Below are 15,666 nucleotides of genomic sequence, written 5' to 3'. Positions count from 1 at the left end.
GGCGGCTGGTGGGACTGCATGCCCCGCTGGTGACGGCCGGTGGGGGACGGGGCTCCTGTCTTCGGAGCCGGAGCCGGAGCCGGAGCCGGTGCCGGTGGGAGGTTTTACCCAACGGTCGACCGGCGATCGTCCCTCCTCGGATAGCTTTCCGGCATCCGAGGAAGGCGATGCGCGGGCTGCTCACACCAGGGTGGAAGCGGCCCCGAAGGAGGCATGCGATGAGTTCGATCAATGTCATGGAGACGGCGGCCGCGCTGCCGGCCGCCTGGAGTTCCTCCTCCTTGGCCGAGGTGGGAGGTGCCTGCATGAAAGTCCTGCGCATGGACAGCGCTTCGGTCCCTGAAGAGGTTCACGCCGCCGCCGAGGTGCTGCTGGTGCTCGACGGGCGGCTCGAACTGCTGTTGGAGGGCGTCGAAGTCGCGGTGGAGACGGGCGAGATGTACCGGGTGCCGGCCGGTGCTCGACACGCTGTCGGCCCGGGCAGCCGGGGCACGTTGGTGATCGTGGAGAAGGCCGGGGCGTGAACGCCCGGCACGGGCCGCCCCTCGATGGGGGATCAGCCCCGGGCCCGGCATCCGGCGACGGTGTCCGTCCCGCTCGGGTACGCACCCACCGGCACGCCATACCGACAGCCCTCACCTGCACATCGTGCGCCCGTCCGGGCGGGGACCTGCCCCACCTGCCCCATGAGTCCCACCAGCATCCGTGGCGATGGATGCGGGATGGTCCGCCTCCGCCTACCGCCGGGCGGTAGGCGGCAGGCCGGGCGGCCCTCACCTGCACATCGTGCGCCCGTCCGGGCCGGGAAGTGCCCCACCTGCCTCGCGAGTCCCACCCGCATCCGCCCCGTGTGGTGATGGATGCGGGACGGTTCGCTTCCGCCCCGCCCTTACCGGCATGGCACCCCGCCGGGCATGAAGCCCCGCCGTCCACGCACTGGCAGTCGCTGAGCAGAGCAGGGCAGCCCGGTGACCTCACCGGCACCTGCCCGCCCCGTGCGCCTGCCCCGGCGGGCGGGGTGGGGCGCTCCTCCTCGCCCCACCCTCACCCACGCCCCCGCGTCTTCCGTCAGCCCGTGAAGCCCAGCTCCCGTGCGATCAGCATCCGCTGGACCTCGCTCGTGCCCTCGCCGATCTCCAGGATCTTGGAGTCCCGCCACATCCGCGCCACCGGATACTCGTTCATGAAGCCGTAGCCACCGTGGATCTGCGTCGCCTCGCGGGCGTTGTCGACCGCCACCGTCGAGGAGTACAGCTTCGCCAGCGCCGCCTCCTTCTTGAACGGCTCGCCGAGGACCAGCCGCGAGGCCGCGTCACGCCAGCCGACCCGGGCCATGTGCGCCCGCATCTCCATGTCCGCGATCTTGAACTGCACCGCCTGGTTGTCGCCGATCGGGCGCCCGAACGCGTGGCGCTCCTTGGCGTACTTCACCGACTCGTCCACACAGCCCTGCGCCAGGCCCGTCGCCAGGGCCGAGATGGCGATCCGGCCCTCGTCGAGGATCCGGAGGAACTGGGCGTACCCGCGCCCCTCGTCGCCCAGCAGGTTCGCCGCCGGGACCCGTACGCCGTCGAAGGACAGCTCGCGGGTGTCCGAGGCGTTCCAGCCCACCTTGGAGTAGGGCGCGGCCACGGTGAAGCCGGGCGTGCCGGAGGGCACGATGATCGAGGAGATCAGCGGGCGGCCGTCCTCCTTGCGGCCGGTCACGGCGGTGACGGTGACCAGGCCGGTGATGTCCGTACCGGAGTTGGTGATGAAGCACTTCGAGCCGTTGATGACCCATTCGTCGCCGTCGCGCACGGCGGTGGTGCGGGTGCCGCCCGCGTCCGAACCGGCGCCCGGCTCGGTCAGCCCGAACGCGCCCAGGATCTCGCCGGAGCACATCCGGGGCAGCCACTCCCGCTTCTGCTCCTCGGTGCCGAAGCGGTAGACCGGCATGGCGCCGAGGGAGACGCCCGCCTCCAGGGTGATGGCGACGGAGGAGTCGACCCGCGCGAGTTCCTCCAGCGCGATGCCGAGGGCGAGGTAGTCGCCGCCCATGCCGCCGTACTCCTCCGGGAAGGGGAGGCCGAACAGGCCCATGCGGCCCATCTCGCGCACGATCTCGTACGGGAACTCGTGCCGCTCGTAGTAGTCGCCGATCTTCGGGGCGACGACGTCGTGGGCGAACTCCTCCACGGTGCGGCGGAGTTCCTCGTGCTCTTCGGAGAGCCGGTGGTCGAGGGACATGGCTAGGACTCCTTGTGAGAGTTCGCCGCGAGCGCGCGGACGGTACGGGAAGGGCTCGGTCGGCCCAGCTGTTCGGCCATCCACACGCTCGTGGCGGTGAGGGCGGCCAGGTCGACCCCGGTCTCGATGCCGAGGCCGTCGAGCATCCACACGAGGTCCTCGGTGGCGAGGTTGCCCGTGGCGCTCTTCGCGTACGGGCAGCCGCCGAGGCCGCCGGCGGAGGCGTCGACGGTGGTGACGCCGTGGCGGAGGGCGGCCAGGGTGTTGGACAGCGCCTGGCCGTAGGTGTCGTGGAAGTGCACGGCGATCCGGGAGGTGGGGACCCCGGCCTCGTTCAGCGCCGTGAGCAGCGCCTCGACGTGTCCGGGGGTGGCGACGCCGATGGTGTCGCCGAGGCTCAGCTCGTCGCAGCCCATCTCGGCCAGCGCCTTGGTGACCCGGACGACCTGCTCGACCGGGACCGCGCCCTCCCACGGGTCGCCGAAGCACATGGAGAGGTAGCCGCGGACCTTCAGGCCCTGCTCTATGGCCCGCGTGACGGTCGGCGCGAACATGGCCAGCGCCTCGTCGACGGTCCGGTTGAGGTTGGCCTTGGCGAAGGACTCGGTGGCGGAGGCGAAGACCGCGATCTCGCGCGCGCCGAGGGCGAGGGCGCGGTCGAGGCCGCGCTCGTTGGGGACCAGCACGGGAAGGCGGGCCGGCAGGCCCCGCAGGAGGGGGAACAGCTCCTCGGCGTCGGCCAGCTGGGGCACCCACTTGGGGTGGACGAAGCTGGTCGCCTCGACGGTGGTGAGCCCGGCGCCGGCGAGCCGTCGGACGAACTCGGCCTTGACGGCGGTCGGCACGACGGTCTGCTCGTTCTGCAGCCCGTCGCGGGCCCCCACCTCGTGGATGCGGACCCGGGCGGGGAGCCCGGCGGCGGGCACGGTCATCGGCAGGCCCGTGGTCATGATTCCTCCCTCGGGGTCACCACGGCCAGGATCTGGTCCATGGCGACGGTGGTGCCGGGCGTGACGTCCAGCTCGGTGACGGTGCCGGCGTGCGGGGCGGAGATGACGTGCTCCATCTTCATGGCCTCGACGACGAGCAGGCTCTGCCCGGCCTCGACCTCCTCCCCGACGGACACCTTCACGACGGTCACGGTCCCCGGCATGGGCGCGGCCAGCGTGTCGGCGCCCCCGAGCCGGGCGCCGGAGAGCGCGGCGGCGACGGGGTCGTGGTCGAGGAGGTGCCAGGAGTCCCCGTCCCGGCCCAGCCAGATCCCGTCCGGGGACGGGGCGAGCCGGAAGCGATGGGTGAGGCCGTCGAGGTGGACGGTGACCGACTCGTCCGTGACCCTCGCCCCGGCGGGGGCCTGCGCCGTGACGGGTTCGACTCCCGCGATGCGGAAGGGGAAGTCCAGGGGGGCCGGACGGCCGCCCACGCGCCAGCCGTTCGGCACCGAGAACGGGTCGGTCCAGCCGGCCGTGGGGGAGGGGGCCAGCCCGGCGAGCCGTACGGCGGCCGCCGCGGCGTAGACCTCGTCCGGTACGGACTTGGGGACCAGGCCGTCCGCCTCGCGTTCCACGAGGCCGGTGTCCAGGTCGCCGGAGACCACGTCCTTGTGGGCCAGGAGCCTGCGCAGGAAGCCCGCGTTGGTCGGGACGCCGAGGGTCACCGTGTCCGCGAGGGCCGCGCGCAGCCGGCGAAGCGCCGTGGGGCGGTCGGGGGCGTGCACGATGACCTTCGAGAGCATCGGGTCGTAGAGGCTGCCGACCTCCGTGCCCTCGCTCAGCCCGGAATCCGTGCGGACCCCGTCGCCCTGCGGCTCGTTCAGCGACAGGACCGTTCCGCCGGACGGCAGGAAGCCGCGGGAGGGGTCCTCCGCGCAGATCCGTGCCTCGATCGCCCAGCCGTCGAGCCGTACGTCCGCCTGTGCGAAGGAGAGGGGCTCCCCGGCGGCGACCCGCAGCTGCCACTCCACCAGGTCGATGCCGGTGATCAGCTCCGTCACCGGGTGCTCCACCTGGAGGCGGGTGTTCATCTCCATGAAGTAGTACGAGGAGGGGTCCACGCCCGGGACGATGAACTCGACCGTTCCGGCGCCGACGTAGCCGCAGGACCGGGCCGCCTCCACGGCCGCCGCGCCCATCGCGGCGCGCGTGCCCTCGTCGAGCAGGACGCTGGGCGCCTCCTCGATGATCTTCTGGTGGCGCCGCTGGAGGGAGCACTCGCGCTCCCCGAGGTGGACGACGTTCCCGTGGGCGTCGGCCAGCACCTGGATCTCGATGTGCCGGGGCCGGTCGATCCACCGCTCCACGAGCAGGGTGTCGTCGCCGAACGAGGACCGGGCCTCGCGCCGAGCCGCCGCGATCTCCTCCGTCAGCACCGCCAGGTCCCGCACCAGGCGCATGCCCTTGCCGCCGCCGCCCGCCGACGGCTTCAGCAGGACCGGCGCGCCCAGCTCGCGTGCGGCGGCCTCCAGCTCGGGGTCGGCGGCGCCGGGCACGACGGGGACGCCCGCCGCCTTCACGGTCTCCTTGGCCCGGATCTTGTCGCCCATGAGCGAGATGGCCGGGGCCGGCGGCCCGATGAAGACGAGGCCGGCGTCCGCGCACGCCTGGGCGAACGCGGCGTTCTCCGCGAGGAAGCCGTAGCCGGGGTGGACCGCCTGCGCGCCGGTACGCCGCGCGGCCTCGATCAGCCGTTCACCGGAGAGGTAGGACTCGGCGGCGGGGGCGGGACCGAGGCGCACCGCCGTGTCGGCCTCCCGCACGTGGCGGGCGTCGGCGTCGGCGTCGCTGTACACGGCGACCGAGCGGACACCCATGGCCCGCAGCGTGCGGATGACGCGGACCGCGATCTCGCCGCGGTTGGCGACGAGGACTGTGTCGAACATGGTCATCTGTCACTCACATCCGGAAGACGCCGAAGGCGGGTTCGGTCAGGGGGGCGTTGGCGCAGGCGGTGAGCGCGAGGCCGACGACCTGCCGGGTCTCCATCGGGTCGATGACCCCGTCGTCCCAGAGCCGGGCCGTCGCGTAGTAGGCGTTGCCCTGCGTCTCGTACTGCTCGCGGATGGGGGCCTTGAAGGCGTCCTCCTCCTCGGCACTCCATCCGTCCCCGAGCTGGTCCCGCTTGACCGTCGCGAGGACGGACGCGGCCTGCTCCCCGCCCATGACCGAGATCTTGGCGTTGGGCCACATCCACAGGAAACGGGGGGAGTAGGCCCGGCCGCACATCGAGTAGTTGCCCGCGCCGTACGAACCGCCGACGACGACCGTCAGCTTCGGGACCCGGGTGCAGGCCACGGCCGTGACCATCTTGGCGCCGTGCTTGGCGATGCCGCCGGCCTCGTAGTCCCGGCCCACCATGAAGCCGGAGATGTTCTGGAGGAACAGCAGCGGGATGCCGCGCTGGTCGCACAGCTCGATGAAGTGGGCGCCCTTCTGGGCGGATTCGGAGAACAGGATGCCGTTGTTGGCGACGATCCCCACCGGGTGGCCGTGGATCCGGGCGAAGCCCGTGACCAGCGTCTGTCCGTACTCCGACTTGAACTCCTGGAAGCGCGAGCCGTCCACGATCCGCGCGATGATCTCGCGGGCGTCGTAGGGCGTGCGGGAGTCCACCGGCACCGCGCCGTACAGTCCGGCCGGGTCGACCTTCGGCTCCACGACCGGCTCGACCGACCAGGGCAGCGGGCCGCGGTCGGGGAGCGTCGCGACGATGTTCCGGACGATCCGCAGCGCGTGGGCGTCGTCCTCGGCGAGGTGGTCGGTGACCCCCGACGTACGGGAGTGGACCTCGCCGCCGCCCAGCTCCTCGGCCGTCACGACCTCGCCGGTCGCGGCCTTCACCAGCGGCGGGCCGCCCAGGAAGATCGTGCCCTGGTTCCGGACGATCACGGCCTCGTCGCTCATCGCCGGGACGTACGCGCCGCCGGCCGTGCACGACCCGAGGACGGCCGCGATCTGCGGGATGCCGGCGCCGGACATCCGGGCCTGGTTGTAGAAGATCCGGCCGAAGTGCTCCCGGTCGGGGAAGACCTCGTCCTGGAGCGGCAGGAAGGCGCCGCCCGAGTCCACGAGGTAGAGGCAGGGGAGACGATTCTCCAGCGCCACCTCCTGGGCCCGCAGGTGCTTCTTCACGGTCATCGGGTAGTAGGTGCCGCCCTTGACCGTCGCGTCGTTGGCGACGATCACGACCTCGCGGCCCGAGACCCGTCCGATGCCCGCGATGACCCCGGCCGCCGGGGCCTGGTCGCCGTACATGCCGTGCGCGGCGAGCGGGGCCAGCTCCAGGAAGGGCGAGCCCGGGTCCAGAAGCGTGTCCACCCGGTCCCGCGGCAGCAGCTTGCCGCGCGCGGTGTGCCGGGCGCGGGCCTTCTCGCCGCCGCCGAGCGCGGCCTCCGCGAGCTTGGCGCGCAGGGTCGCGGCCAGCTCGTGGTGGGCTGCCTCGTTGGCCTGCCAGGCCGGCGAGGCGGGGTCCGCCGCGCTCGTCAGCACAGGTGCCTGCTGCATCGACTGAGCTCCCTTGCTCGGTTAATGAGCGTTAACGTATGTCGTTCAGGTTAACGACCGCTAACCGCGTTGTCTAGAATCGATCCCATGACCACCACCGCCAGGGTTGACGCACCGACGCGACGCGAGCAGATCCTCAAAGAGGCCGCCCGCCTCTTCGCCGAGCGCGGCTTCCACGGCGTGGGCGTCGACGAGATAGGAGCCGCCGTCGGCATCAGCGGCCCCGGCCTCTACCGCCACTTCCCCGGCAAGGACGCCATGCTGGCCGAGCTGCTCGTCGGTATCAGCGAACGGCTCCTCGACGGCGGACGGCTCCGCGTCGGCGAGACGACCGGCGACCCCCGGGCGCTGCTCGGCTCCCTCATCGACGGGCACATCGACTTCGCCCTGGACGACCGGCCCCTGATCACGCTGCACGACCGCGAGCTGGACCGGCTCAAGGACGAGGACCGCAAGCGGGTGCGCCAGCTCCAGCGGCAGTACGTGGAGCTGTGGGTGGCGGTCGTACGGGAGCTCCACCCGACCGCGACCGAGAGCGAGGCCCGCGCGGCCGTGCACGCGGTCTTCGGTCTGCTGAACTCCACGCCCTACCTCGCGGCGCTGGGACGCACCGCGACGGAGGAGCTGCTGCGCCGCCTCGCGCACGGCGCCTTCGGCGCCCTGTCCGTCCGCTCGGACACGCCCTAGGGCGTGTTTCGAAAGTCCCGCCTGCCCCGCCCTTCGGGCGGACGGCGCTCCTTTCGAGACACGCCCTAGCCGCGCGCCGGGCGGGCCTCTTCGCACACGACCCAGACGACCGAGCACGGGGGCACGGCCATGGCACGAGAAGCGACGGACGCCGTCACCCTTCCGGCGGAGGGCGGCCGGCGCATCCAGGAGGTGGACGCCCTGCGCGGCTTCGCGCTCGGCGGCATCCTGGTGGTGAACGCGCTGGTCATCGCCGGCGTCCCGGCCGTCCCCGGCGACACGGCCGACCTGGTGGCCAAGGGCCTGGTCACCGCGTTCGTGGAGACGAAGTTCTACCTGCTCTTCTCGTTCCTCTTCGGCTACAGCTTCACCCTCCAGCAGGAGTCCGCCGAGCGGGCCGGGGCGCGCTTCGTCCCCCGGATGCTGCGCCGGCTCCTCGGCCTGTTCGTCCTGGGGCTCCTGCACTTCGTGCTGCTCTACACCGGCGACATCCTGACCATGTACGCCGTCCTCGGCCTGATCCTCCTCGCCGCGCGCGGAGCCTCCGCCGGCCGGTTGTGGACCGCCGCCCGATGGGTCCACGCGGCGACCTCCGCGCTGCTGCTCGCCGCCGCCGCCCTGCTGACGCTCCTGACCGGGGACGGCGCCGACGGCGCACCGGACACGAGCGCTCAGACCGCGCGGCTGACCGAGGCCTACCGGGGCGCCCCGGCCGACGTCATCGCCGCCCACCTGTCCGCCTGGTCCGAGGTCGTGGGCGCCTTCCTCTTCGCGGGCGGCCTGATCACCGCGGCCCTGCTGGCGGGCGCCGCGGCGGGCAGACGGCGGCTGCTCGCCGGGGAGACCCTCGGCACCGACCGGCTGCGGCGCATCGGCGTCTACGGAGTGGTCTGCGGCCTGCCGGGCTCGCTCCTCATGGCGGCCGGCGCGACCGGAGTGCTCCCGTACCGCTGGGAGACCCTCACCTTCGTCGTCGGCATGGTCACCGCCCCGGCGCTCACCGCCGCGTACGGCAGCGCCCTCCTGCTGTGGATGCGGACGCCGCGCGGCGCCGCCACCCGCAGGCTGCTGGCCCCCGCAGGCCGCATGGCGCTCACCGGTTACCTGACACAGTCCCTCGTCCTGGCCCTCGTCTTCACGGGCTACGGACTCGCCCTCTACGGCCGGGTCGGCGCGGTCGCCGTCCTCGGCGGCGCCCTGGTCCTGTACGCGGGACAGCTGCTCCTCAGCGCGTGGCTGATGCGCCGCCACCGGCTCGGCCCGGTGGAGTGGCTGCTGCGCGCGGTAACCCTGGCGGGACACCCCGACCAGGGCCGCCGGACCCGAAGCTGACGTCCACGGGGCGAAACGAGGCGGCCACGGGCCGTGGCGGACGGCAGAATGTGCATCATGCCGATACTCAGCCGCCCCGCCCTCGTCGAGCACCTCGTCCGGACCCGGATCGCGGGGGACGTCGCCACCCCGCGCGACAACAACCTCTCGCACTACCGCAAGCTCGCCAACGGCGACCGGCACTACTGGCTGGGCCTGGAGCTGGGCGACCGGTGGACGGACGAGCAGGACGTGCTCGCCGTCATGGCCGAGCGGTGCGGCGTGAACGACGACCCCGCCCACCGGACCGGCCAGGACACCATCGACCCCGAGCTGACGGTCGACGGCCTCGACCGGATGGCCGCCCGGCTGCGCAAGGCCGCCGCCGCCAAGGAGCGGGTGCTGTTCGCGACCGGGCACCCCGGCGCGCTGATCGACGCCCACAGCCGGGTCGCCGCAGGGCTGCGGGCGGCCGGCTGCGAGATCGTGCGGATTCCCGGCGGACTCACCGCGGACGAGGGGTACGTCGTGCAGTTCGCCGACGTCGCCGTCTTCGAGCGGGGCGCGACCCTCTGGCACACCCACTCGCCGGAGCCCATGAACGCGATCCTCGACGGCCTGGAGCTCATGGGCGAGCCGCGGCCCGACCTCGTGGTCGCCGACCACGGCTGGGCCGGACGGGCCGGGCAGCGCGGGATCGACTCCGTGGGCTACGCCGACTGCAACGACCCCGCCCTCTTCATCGGCGAGGCCGAGGGCACGATGCAGGTCACCATCCCGCTCGACGACCACGTCGTCGACCCGCGCCACTACGAGCCGATGACCGCCTACCTGTTGGACGCGGCGGGCCTGACGCAGGGCTGACGCCACCCCGCCCCCGCCGCTGCCCCGCGGGCCGATCGCCCCCACGCGGCGCGTCATGTCCGGCGGGCGGGGGTGGGATCCAGGTACACCCGGCTGACCGCCGGGAAACGTTCCCTCAGCTGCTGCTCGGCCTCCTCGCAGGCCCACTCGACCTGACCCGCCGAGGCGACGTCCCGGAAGTCGATCTTCGCGGCGATCATGACCTCGTCCGGGCCCTGGATGAGCGTGGTCAGCTCCAGCACGCCGATGATGTGCGGCACGGTGAGCAGCTCCTCCACCACCTCCTCCCGCATCCCGCGCGGCAGCGGGCGTCCGATCAGCAGCTGCGCGTTGGAGCGGCCCAGCACCCACGCGACGTACACGAGCAGCACGCCGATGAGGATCGAGGCGATGCCGTCCCACACGCCCGAGCCGGTGATCTGACCGCCGAGCAGGCCGCCGGCCGCCAGCAGCAGGCCCACCAGCGCGGCCGAGTCCTCCATGACCACCGCCTTGACGGTGGTGTCCGGCGTCAGCCGCAGATAGCGCCCGAACGGCGCCCGCACCCGCTGCGCCTCGCCCTTGACCTGTCTGAGCCCCGTGCGCAGCGAGTAGCTCTCCAGGAGGAAGGCGACGCCGAGCACGACGTACGAGACGAGGGGGTCGCCCGGCTCCTCGCCATGGGTCAGGGTGTGGACGCCGTCGTAGACGGAGAAGACCGCGCCGCCGACGAAGGTGGCGACGGCGGCGAGCAGCGCCCAGACGTAGCGTTCGCCGCCGTATCCGAGCGGGTGGTCCTCGTCGGCCGGTTTCGCGCTCCGCTTGAGGGCGGTCAGCAGCATGACCTCGGTGACCGTGTCGGCGACCGAGTGGGCGGCCTCGGAGAGCATCGCGCTCGATCCGCTGATCAGGCCCGCGACCGCCTTGGCGGCGGCGATGCCGAGGTTCGCCACCGCCGCCACGATCACCGTGAACGTGCTCTCACCGTTCTGCGCCATGCTTCGGACGGTATGTCCGATCATCAGCGCGGAACGCGAACGACACCCTCCTGGATGACGGAGATGGCCAGCTGCCCGTCCCGCGTGTAGATGCGCGCCTGGCCCAGCCCGCGCCCGCCCGAGGCGGACGGCGACTCCTGGTCGTACAGCAGCCACTCGTCGGCCCGGAAGGGCCGGTGGAACCACATCGCGTGGTCCAGCGACGCGCCCACCACGTCCCCGACCGCCCAGCCGCCCCGCCCGTGGGCGAGGAGCACCGAGTCGAGCAGCGTCATGTCGGACACGTAGGTCGCCAGGCAGACGTGCAGCAGGGGGTCGTCGGCCAGCTTGCCGTTGGTGCGGAACCACACCTGGGAGCGCGGCTCGCGCGGCTCCCCGACGCTGCCCCACGGCGGCACGTCGGCATAGCGCAGGTCCACCGCCGCGCGCGCCTCGATCAGCCGCTCGGCCACGTGGGCGGGGAGGTGGCGCGGCAGCGTCTCGGCGGCCGTCGGAAGGGTCTCCGGGTCCGGAGCGGCCGGCATGTCGTACTGGTGCTCAAGGCCCGACTCGTACGTCTGGAAGGACGCGGAGAAGTGGAAGATGGGCTGTCCGTGCTGGACGGCGACGACGCGCCGGGTGGTGAAGGAGCGGCCGTCACGGATGCGGTCGACCGTGTAGACGATCGGCGCGCCCGGGTCCCCGGCGCGCAGGAAATACGCGTGCAGGGAGTGGACCAGCCGGTCCTCGGGGACGGTCCGGCCCGCCGCGACCAGCGCCTGGGCGGCCACCTGGCCGCCGAAGACGCGGGGGACGACGGCGGAGCGGGACTGTCCCCGGAAGATGTCCTGCTCGATCCGCTCGAGGTCGAGCAGATCGAGCAGGGCGTCCAGAGCCTCGGGCACTTACAGGCCCATCGACTTGGCGATGATCGACTTCATGATCTCGCTCGTACCGCCGTAGATGCGGTTGACGCGGTTGTCGGCGTACAGGCGGGCGATCGGGTACTCGTTCATGTAGCCGTAGCCGCCGTGCAGCTGGAGGCAGCGGTCGATGACGCGGTGCGCGACCTCGGTGGTGAACAGCTTGGCGCTGGCGGCCTCGGCCGGCGTCAGCTCGCCGGCGTCCAGCGCCTCCAGGGCGCGGTCGGCGACGGCCTCGGCGGCGTCCACCTCGGCCTGGCAGGCGGCCAGTTCGAACTTCGTGTTCTGGAAGTGCGCGACCGGCTTGCCGAAGACCGTGCGCTCCTGCACGTACTGCTGCGCGAAGCGGACGGCGGCCTTGGCCTGCGCGTAGGCGCCGAAGGCGATGCCCCAGCGCTCGGAGGCGAGGTTGTGGCCGAGGTAGTAGAAGCCCTTGTTCTCCTCGCCGAGCAGGTCCTCGACCGGCACCTTCACGTCGACGAACGCCAGCTCGGCGGTGTCGGAGGTGCGCAGGCCGAGCTTGTCCAGCTTGCGGCCGATGGAGTAGCCCTCGGACTTGGTGTCCACGGCGAAGAGGGAGATGCCGAAGCGGCGGTCCTCGGCCGTCGGCGCGGAGGTGCGGGCGCAGACGATCACACGGTCGGCGTGCACGCCGCCGGTGATGAAGGTCTTGGCGCCGTTGAGGACGTAGTGCGTGCCGTCCTCGGAGAGCTTGGCGGTGGTCTTCATGCCCGCGACATCGGAGCCGGTGCCCGGCTCGGTCATCGCCAGGGCCCACATCTCCTCACCGGAGACGAACTTCGGGAGGTAACGCTTCTTCTGCTCGTCGGAGGCGAGCATCTTGATGTACGGCAGGGCGAGCAGCACGTGCACGCCGGAACCGCCGAAGTTCACGCCCGCGCGGGAGGTCTCCTCGTAGAGGACGGCCTCGAACTTGTGCGTGTCCAGGCCCGCGCCGCCGAACTCCTCGGGGACGTTGATGCCGAAGACACCCAGCTCGCCGAGCTTGTAGTAGAAGTCGCGCGGCGCCTGGCCCGCGGCGAACCACTCGTCGTAGACGGGGACGACCTCGGCCTCGATGAAGGCGCGGATGGTCTCCCGGAACGCCTCGTGGTCCTCGTTGAATACGGTACGGCGCACGAGCCGCCTCCTTCGGAGTCCTGGGTGCCTGGGCCTGGATGCCTGACGCGCAATGCCTAAGCGCTTGCTCAGTCAAGTTACCGGTGGGTTCGCGCCGCTGTCCAGATCTGGGGCGCCCAGGGTTGCCCAGATCACGTCCGCTCACTCGCCGGGCACCTCGCCGCGGACCCAGCGGAGGCCGACGGGGTCGTACTCCCACACCGGACGGCCCCGCAGACCGCTCGTGCGGAAGGGGGCGCCGTCCTCGTCCCCGATCCGGACCGTGCCCCGGCGCCCCTCCGAGCTCCACTCCAGCTCCAGGTACCAGCGGCAGTCGCACGCCACCGCCCCCGCCGAGACCAGCAGCTCCTCCGGCTCGGCGGCGCTGACCGCGTACGGGAAGGAGACCGCCGGGAGCGTCCGGCCCTCCTCCCCGGAGGCGTCGTACCCGTCCAGCGCCCGCGCCACCGGCCGCGGCCGGTCCAGGTCCACCTCGAAACGGCGCGGCGTCACCGCCCCGCCGCACCCGCCGCCCATCCGGTACGCGGTCCACGGCAGCGGCGCGCCCCGCTCCACCACCCGCACGTGCAGCGCCTGGAGCACCACCGCCGCCGCGCTCTTCCCCTGCACCGACACCCGCACCAGCGTCTCCCCGCCGTCCACGGCCCCCTGCGCCGCCGCCCAGCTCCGCGCGTCGGCCGACCCCGGCGGGGGAGGGGGCGTCCGCTCCGCGAGGTAGGTGTGCCCGCACCCGTCCTTGTAGATGTGCGAGGCGACCGTCCACGTCAGCGGCGCCGGGGGTTCGGCGGCCCGCTCGCCGGTCTTCCCGGGCAGGAGTACGGCTCCGAGCGTCACCGTCCCCACGACCGCCAGCGTCCCGCCGACCAGGCCCAGCCACCCCCACCGGCGCCTCCGCCGCGCGGACGGGGGGCCCGGCACGCGCGCGTGCACGGGGTCCAGCTCGGGCGTGGGGATGGGTTCGGGCTGGGGCTCGGACGCAGGCTCCGGTTCCAGGCCGGGCACGGGCTCGGACGCAGGCGCAGGCGCAGGCGTGGGCGTCGGCTTCGGTGTCGGTGTCGGTGCCGGTGTCGGGCCGGGCACGGGCTCGGCGTCGGGCTCCGGGGTCGGCTTCGGCTCCGCGTCGGGCACGGACTCCGCGTGGGACACGGGCTCCGCGTCGGGCAGCGGCACCGGCGGGCGACGGGTGCGGTCGGCGCGGCTCCAGGCCGCCTCCAGGGACCGCCGCTCCTCCTCGTCCGCCCCGCACAGCAGGGCGAGGCGGTCGACCACGGCGAACTCCTCCGGGACGGTCGCGCCCGAGCAGTAGCGGTGGAGGGTGGACGCGCTGACGCTCAGGCGTCTGCCCAGCGCCTCGTAACTGCGCCCGTCCCGCGCCTTCAGCCCGCGCACGAGCCGCGCGAACTCCTCGACTGCGGCGTCCTTCGGCATTCCATCCCCCTCGGTCATGCGTCCCACCCTTCACGTCCTTGCACGTCAGCGGGGGTGGAATGGTTCCGGGACGGAGCATGGGCGCGTCACCGTTGCAGGCGGCGGGCGCCGGCCCGAGGCTGGTGGAGCACTGACCGAACGACCCGACGGGGGATCCACCACCATGAACAGGCTCCGTACCGCACTCGCCACCGCCGCCGCTGCCGCCCTGGGCCTCGCGGCCCTCGCCACGGCCCCGGCGCAGGCCGCCGCCCAGCCCGCCTTCCTCGCCGCCTCCCAGATGCCGCCGTCGTCGACGCCGTGGACCGCCACCCAGGTCTTCACCGGCGTCCCGGAGAACGGCGGCGTCCTCTGCGCCCCGTACAAGATCCCGGCGCAGAACACCCGCTACCGCGAGTTCAGCACCGAGCTCGACACCAACGGCGTCCAGATCACCACCGTCGCCCGCACCGAGGCCGACGCCGTGAAGCTGGTCGACACCCTCCGCACGTCCCTCGCCGGTTGCGGGCCCGCGCTGGAGCGGCAGAACCCGGGCCTGGACGCCGTCAGCGCCTACCACGGCAAGCTCGCCGTCGAGGAGGGCGCCTGGGTCTACAGCCTGGACACCGCCGACCCCCAGATCGGCATCACCGACATCCACCTCTTCTCCGTCGGCCGCGACGGCCGCACCGTCACCCTCGTCCGCTGGGGTCAGATGGGCGACTTCGATGACGCCCCGCTGACCGCCTTCCGCACGACGACGAAGACCGCCGTCAACAAGCTCTACTGATCCGGGGGCTCACCACGGCTCCGAGGCGCGCGGCCGGACCCGCACGCGGCGCTGCCGTGCCCCTTCCTGCGGCGGAGGGGGCCGGCATGCCGCCGGGATGCCGCACGACCCGGCCGTGGGCCGTGCGGAGGGGTGTCGCCGAGCCGATGCCGGACGGGCGGTCCGGGGTGGCGGGTGCGGGGAAGACGGCCTCGCCCGGCTCGACGGGCCAGGGCGGCGCATGGGGAGGGGCGACACCGCGTAGCCGCCGATCGTGGATCCGGCTTCGGACTACACCGTCCTGAGCGCGAACCACAGCTCCATGCGTACGTCGGCGTCGTCCAGGTCCCGGCCGAGGAGCGCCGCGCAGCGGGCGACACGCTGGCGGACGGTGTTGCGGTGGATGCCCATCGCCACCGCCGTCCGGTCCCAGCTGCCGTGCAGCGACAGCCAGGTCCGCAGGGTCCCGACGAGTGGCTCGGTCAGCGGTGCCAGGAGCGAGCGGGCGTACGCGGCCGCCTCGTCGCCGTCCACGAGCCCGCCGAGCCCGGTCGCGCGGTGCCGCACGAGCCCCGTCCGCGTGGCCTCCGCTCTCCGCAGCGCCCGCGCGGCCTGCGCGTCGCCGACGGCGAGGTCGCCCGCCTCGACGGGGAAGCCGGCCCCGAGGAACCAGCCGGGCTGAGCGGTGACGGGGGAGGAGGCCGGGAACAGGAGCCGGACGGTCACGGGGGTGCCGTCCGGCCGTGCCCGGCCCGACCGTGTGCCGGTGGCACCACTCACCGCTTCCACCGTGCCGGCGGCTTCGCGTCCCCGGGCTTCCGGTGTGGCGGCTTCGCGTCCCCGGGCTTCCGGTGTGGCGGCTTCGCGTCCCCGGGCTTCCG

The 15,666-nt window shown here is 73.0% G+C and carries 13 protein-coding genes and 1 pseudogene; 5 read left to right on the top strand and 9 right to left on the bottom strand.

The genetic code is table 11. The annotated features are described in order from the left end of the window. Positions 1-218 precede the first annotated feature (218 nt). The gene (locus AB0K65_RS29455; protein WP_365721816.1) at positions 219-524 is read left to right on the top strand and encodes a cupin domain-containing protein; all 306 of its coding nucleotides are present in this window, start codon (positions 219-221) and stop codon (positions 522-524) included. A gap of 544 nt (positions 525-1,068) precedes the next feature. Here the strand turns inward: AB0K65_RS29455 and AB0K65_RS29450 are convergent. The 4 genes from AB0K65_RS29450 to AB0K65_RS29435 are packed head-to-tail and all read right to left on the bottom strand — an operon-like array spanning position 1,069 to position 6,728. Beyond that, a complete protein-coding gene (locus AB0K65_RS29450) occupies positions 1,069-2,229 on the bottom strand; it encodes an acyl-CoA dehydrogenase family protein (RefSeq protein ID WP_365721814.1) in 1,161 nt (386 codons plus the stop codon). A 2-nt stretch (positions 2,230-2,231) separates the two neighbouring features. Further along, positions 2,232-3,179 (bottom strand): hydroxymethylglutaryl-CoA lyase, encoded by a 948-nt coding sequence (locus tag AB0K65_RS29445; protein ID WP_365721812.1) that lies wholly within the window; start codon positions 3,177-3,179, stop codon positions 2,232-2,234. Then, a complete protein-coding gene (locus tag AB0K65_RS29440; protein ID WP_365721810.1) occupies positions 3,176-5,113 on the bottom strand; it encodes a biotin carboxylase N-terminal domain-containing protein in 1,938 nt (645 codons plus the stop codon). Before AB0K65_RS29440 ends, AB0K65_RS29445 begins: the two co-directional genes overlap by 4 nt. Before the next feature lie 7 nt (positions 5,114-5,120). Next, complete coding sequence (locus AB0K65_RS29435; RefSeq protein WP_365721808.1) at positions 5,121-6,728, bottom strand: carboxyl transferase domain-containing protein; 1,608 nt, start codon at positions 6,726-6,728, stop codon at positions 5,121-5,123. A gap of 87 nt (positions 6,729-6,815) precedes the next feature. Here AB0K65_RS29435 and AB0K65_RS29430 point away from each other — a divergent pair, with 87 nt between their 5' ends. From AB0K65_RS29430 to AB0K65_RS29420, 3 genes are all read left to right on the top strand, one after another. Beyond that, positions 6,816-7,415, top strand: a complete 600-nt coding sequence (locus AB0K65_RS29430) for a TetR/AcrR family transcriptional regulator (protein ID WP_365721806.1) — start codon at positions 6,816-6,818, stop codon at positions 7,413-7,415. Positions 7,416-7,544: 129 nt separating this feature from the next. Beyond that, positions 7,545-8,747 (top strand): DUF418 domain-containing protein, encoded by a 1,203-nt coding sequence (locus AB0K65_RS29425; RefSeq protein WP_365721804.1) that lies wholly within the window; start codon positions 7,545-7,547, stop codon positions 8,745-8,747. Between the two features lie 57 nt (positions 8,748-8,804). Continuing rightward, positions 8,805-9,590, top strand: a complete 786-nt coding sequence (locus AB0K65_RS29420) for a phosphatase (protein WP_365721802.1) — start codon at positions 8,805-8,807, stop codon at positions 9,588-9,590. A 53-nt stretch (positions 9,591-9,643) separates the two neighbouring features. Here AB0K65_RS29420 and AB0K65_RS29415 read toward each other — a convergent pair whose 3' ends face one another. The 4 genes from AB0K65_RS29415 to AB0K65_RS29400 all read right to left on the bottom strand — a co-directional run bounded on the left by AB0K65_RS29415 (position 9,644) and on the right by AB0K65_RS29400 (position 14,055). Further along, positions 9,644-10,567 (bottom strand): cation diffusion facilitator family transporter, encoded by a 924-nt coding sequence (locus tag AB0K65_RS29415; protein ID WP_365721800.1) that lies wholly within the window; start codon positions 10,565-10,567, stop codon positions 9,644-9,646. 23 nt (positions 10,568-10,590) lie between these two features. Continuing rightward, on the bottom strand, positions 10,591-11,451 hold the full coding sequence (tesB, locus tag AB0K65_RS29410) for an acyl-CoA thioesterase II (RefSeq protein WP_365721798.1): 861 nt from the start codon (positions 11,449-11,451) through the stop codon (positions 10,591-10,593). After that, complete coding sequence (locus AB0K65_RS29405) at positions 11,452-12,609, bottom strand: acyl-CoA dehydrogenase family protein (protein WP_365721796.1); 1,158 nt, start codon at positions 12,607-12,609, stop codon at positions 11,452-11,454. A gap of 141 nt (positions 12,610-12,750) precedes the next feature. Then, complete coding sequence (locus AB0K65_RS29400; RefSeq protein WP_365721794.1) at positions 12,751-14,055, bottom strand: helix-turn-helix domain-containing protein; 1,305 nt, start codon at positions 14,053-14,055, stop codon at positions 12,751-12,753. Between the two features lie 145 nt (positions 14,056-14,200). On the opposite strand from AB0K65_RS29400, the gene AB0K65_RS29395 reads away from it, so the two are divergent. Next, on the top strand, positions 14,201-14,806 hold the full coding sequence (locus AB0K65_RS29395; protein WP_365721792.1) for a hypothetical protein: 606 nt from the start codon (positions 14,201-14,203) through the stop codon (positions 14,804-14,806). 270 nt (positions 14,807-15,076) lie between these two features. Here AB0K65_RS29395 and AB0K65_RS29390 read toward each other — a convergent pair. Further along, a pseudogene (locus AB0K65_RS29390) lies at positions 15,077-15,406 on the bottom strand (helix-turn-helix domain-containing protein); the annotation flags it as partial. Positions 15,407-15,666: the final 260 nt, after the last annotated feature.

This window comes from Streptomyces sp. NPDC053755, from assembly GCF_040677675.1.
Lineage (GTDB): Bacteria > Actinomycetota > Actinomycetes > Streptomycetales > Streptomycetaceae > Streptomyces.
This window is presented reverse-complemented; position numbering and strand designations above follow the sequence as displayed.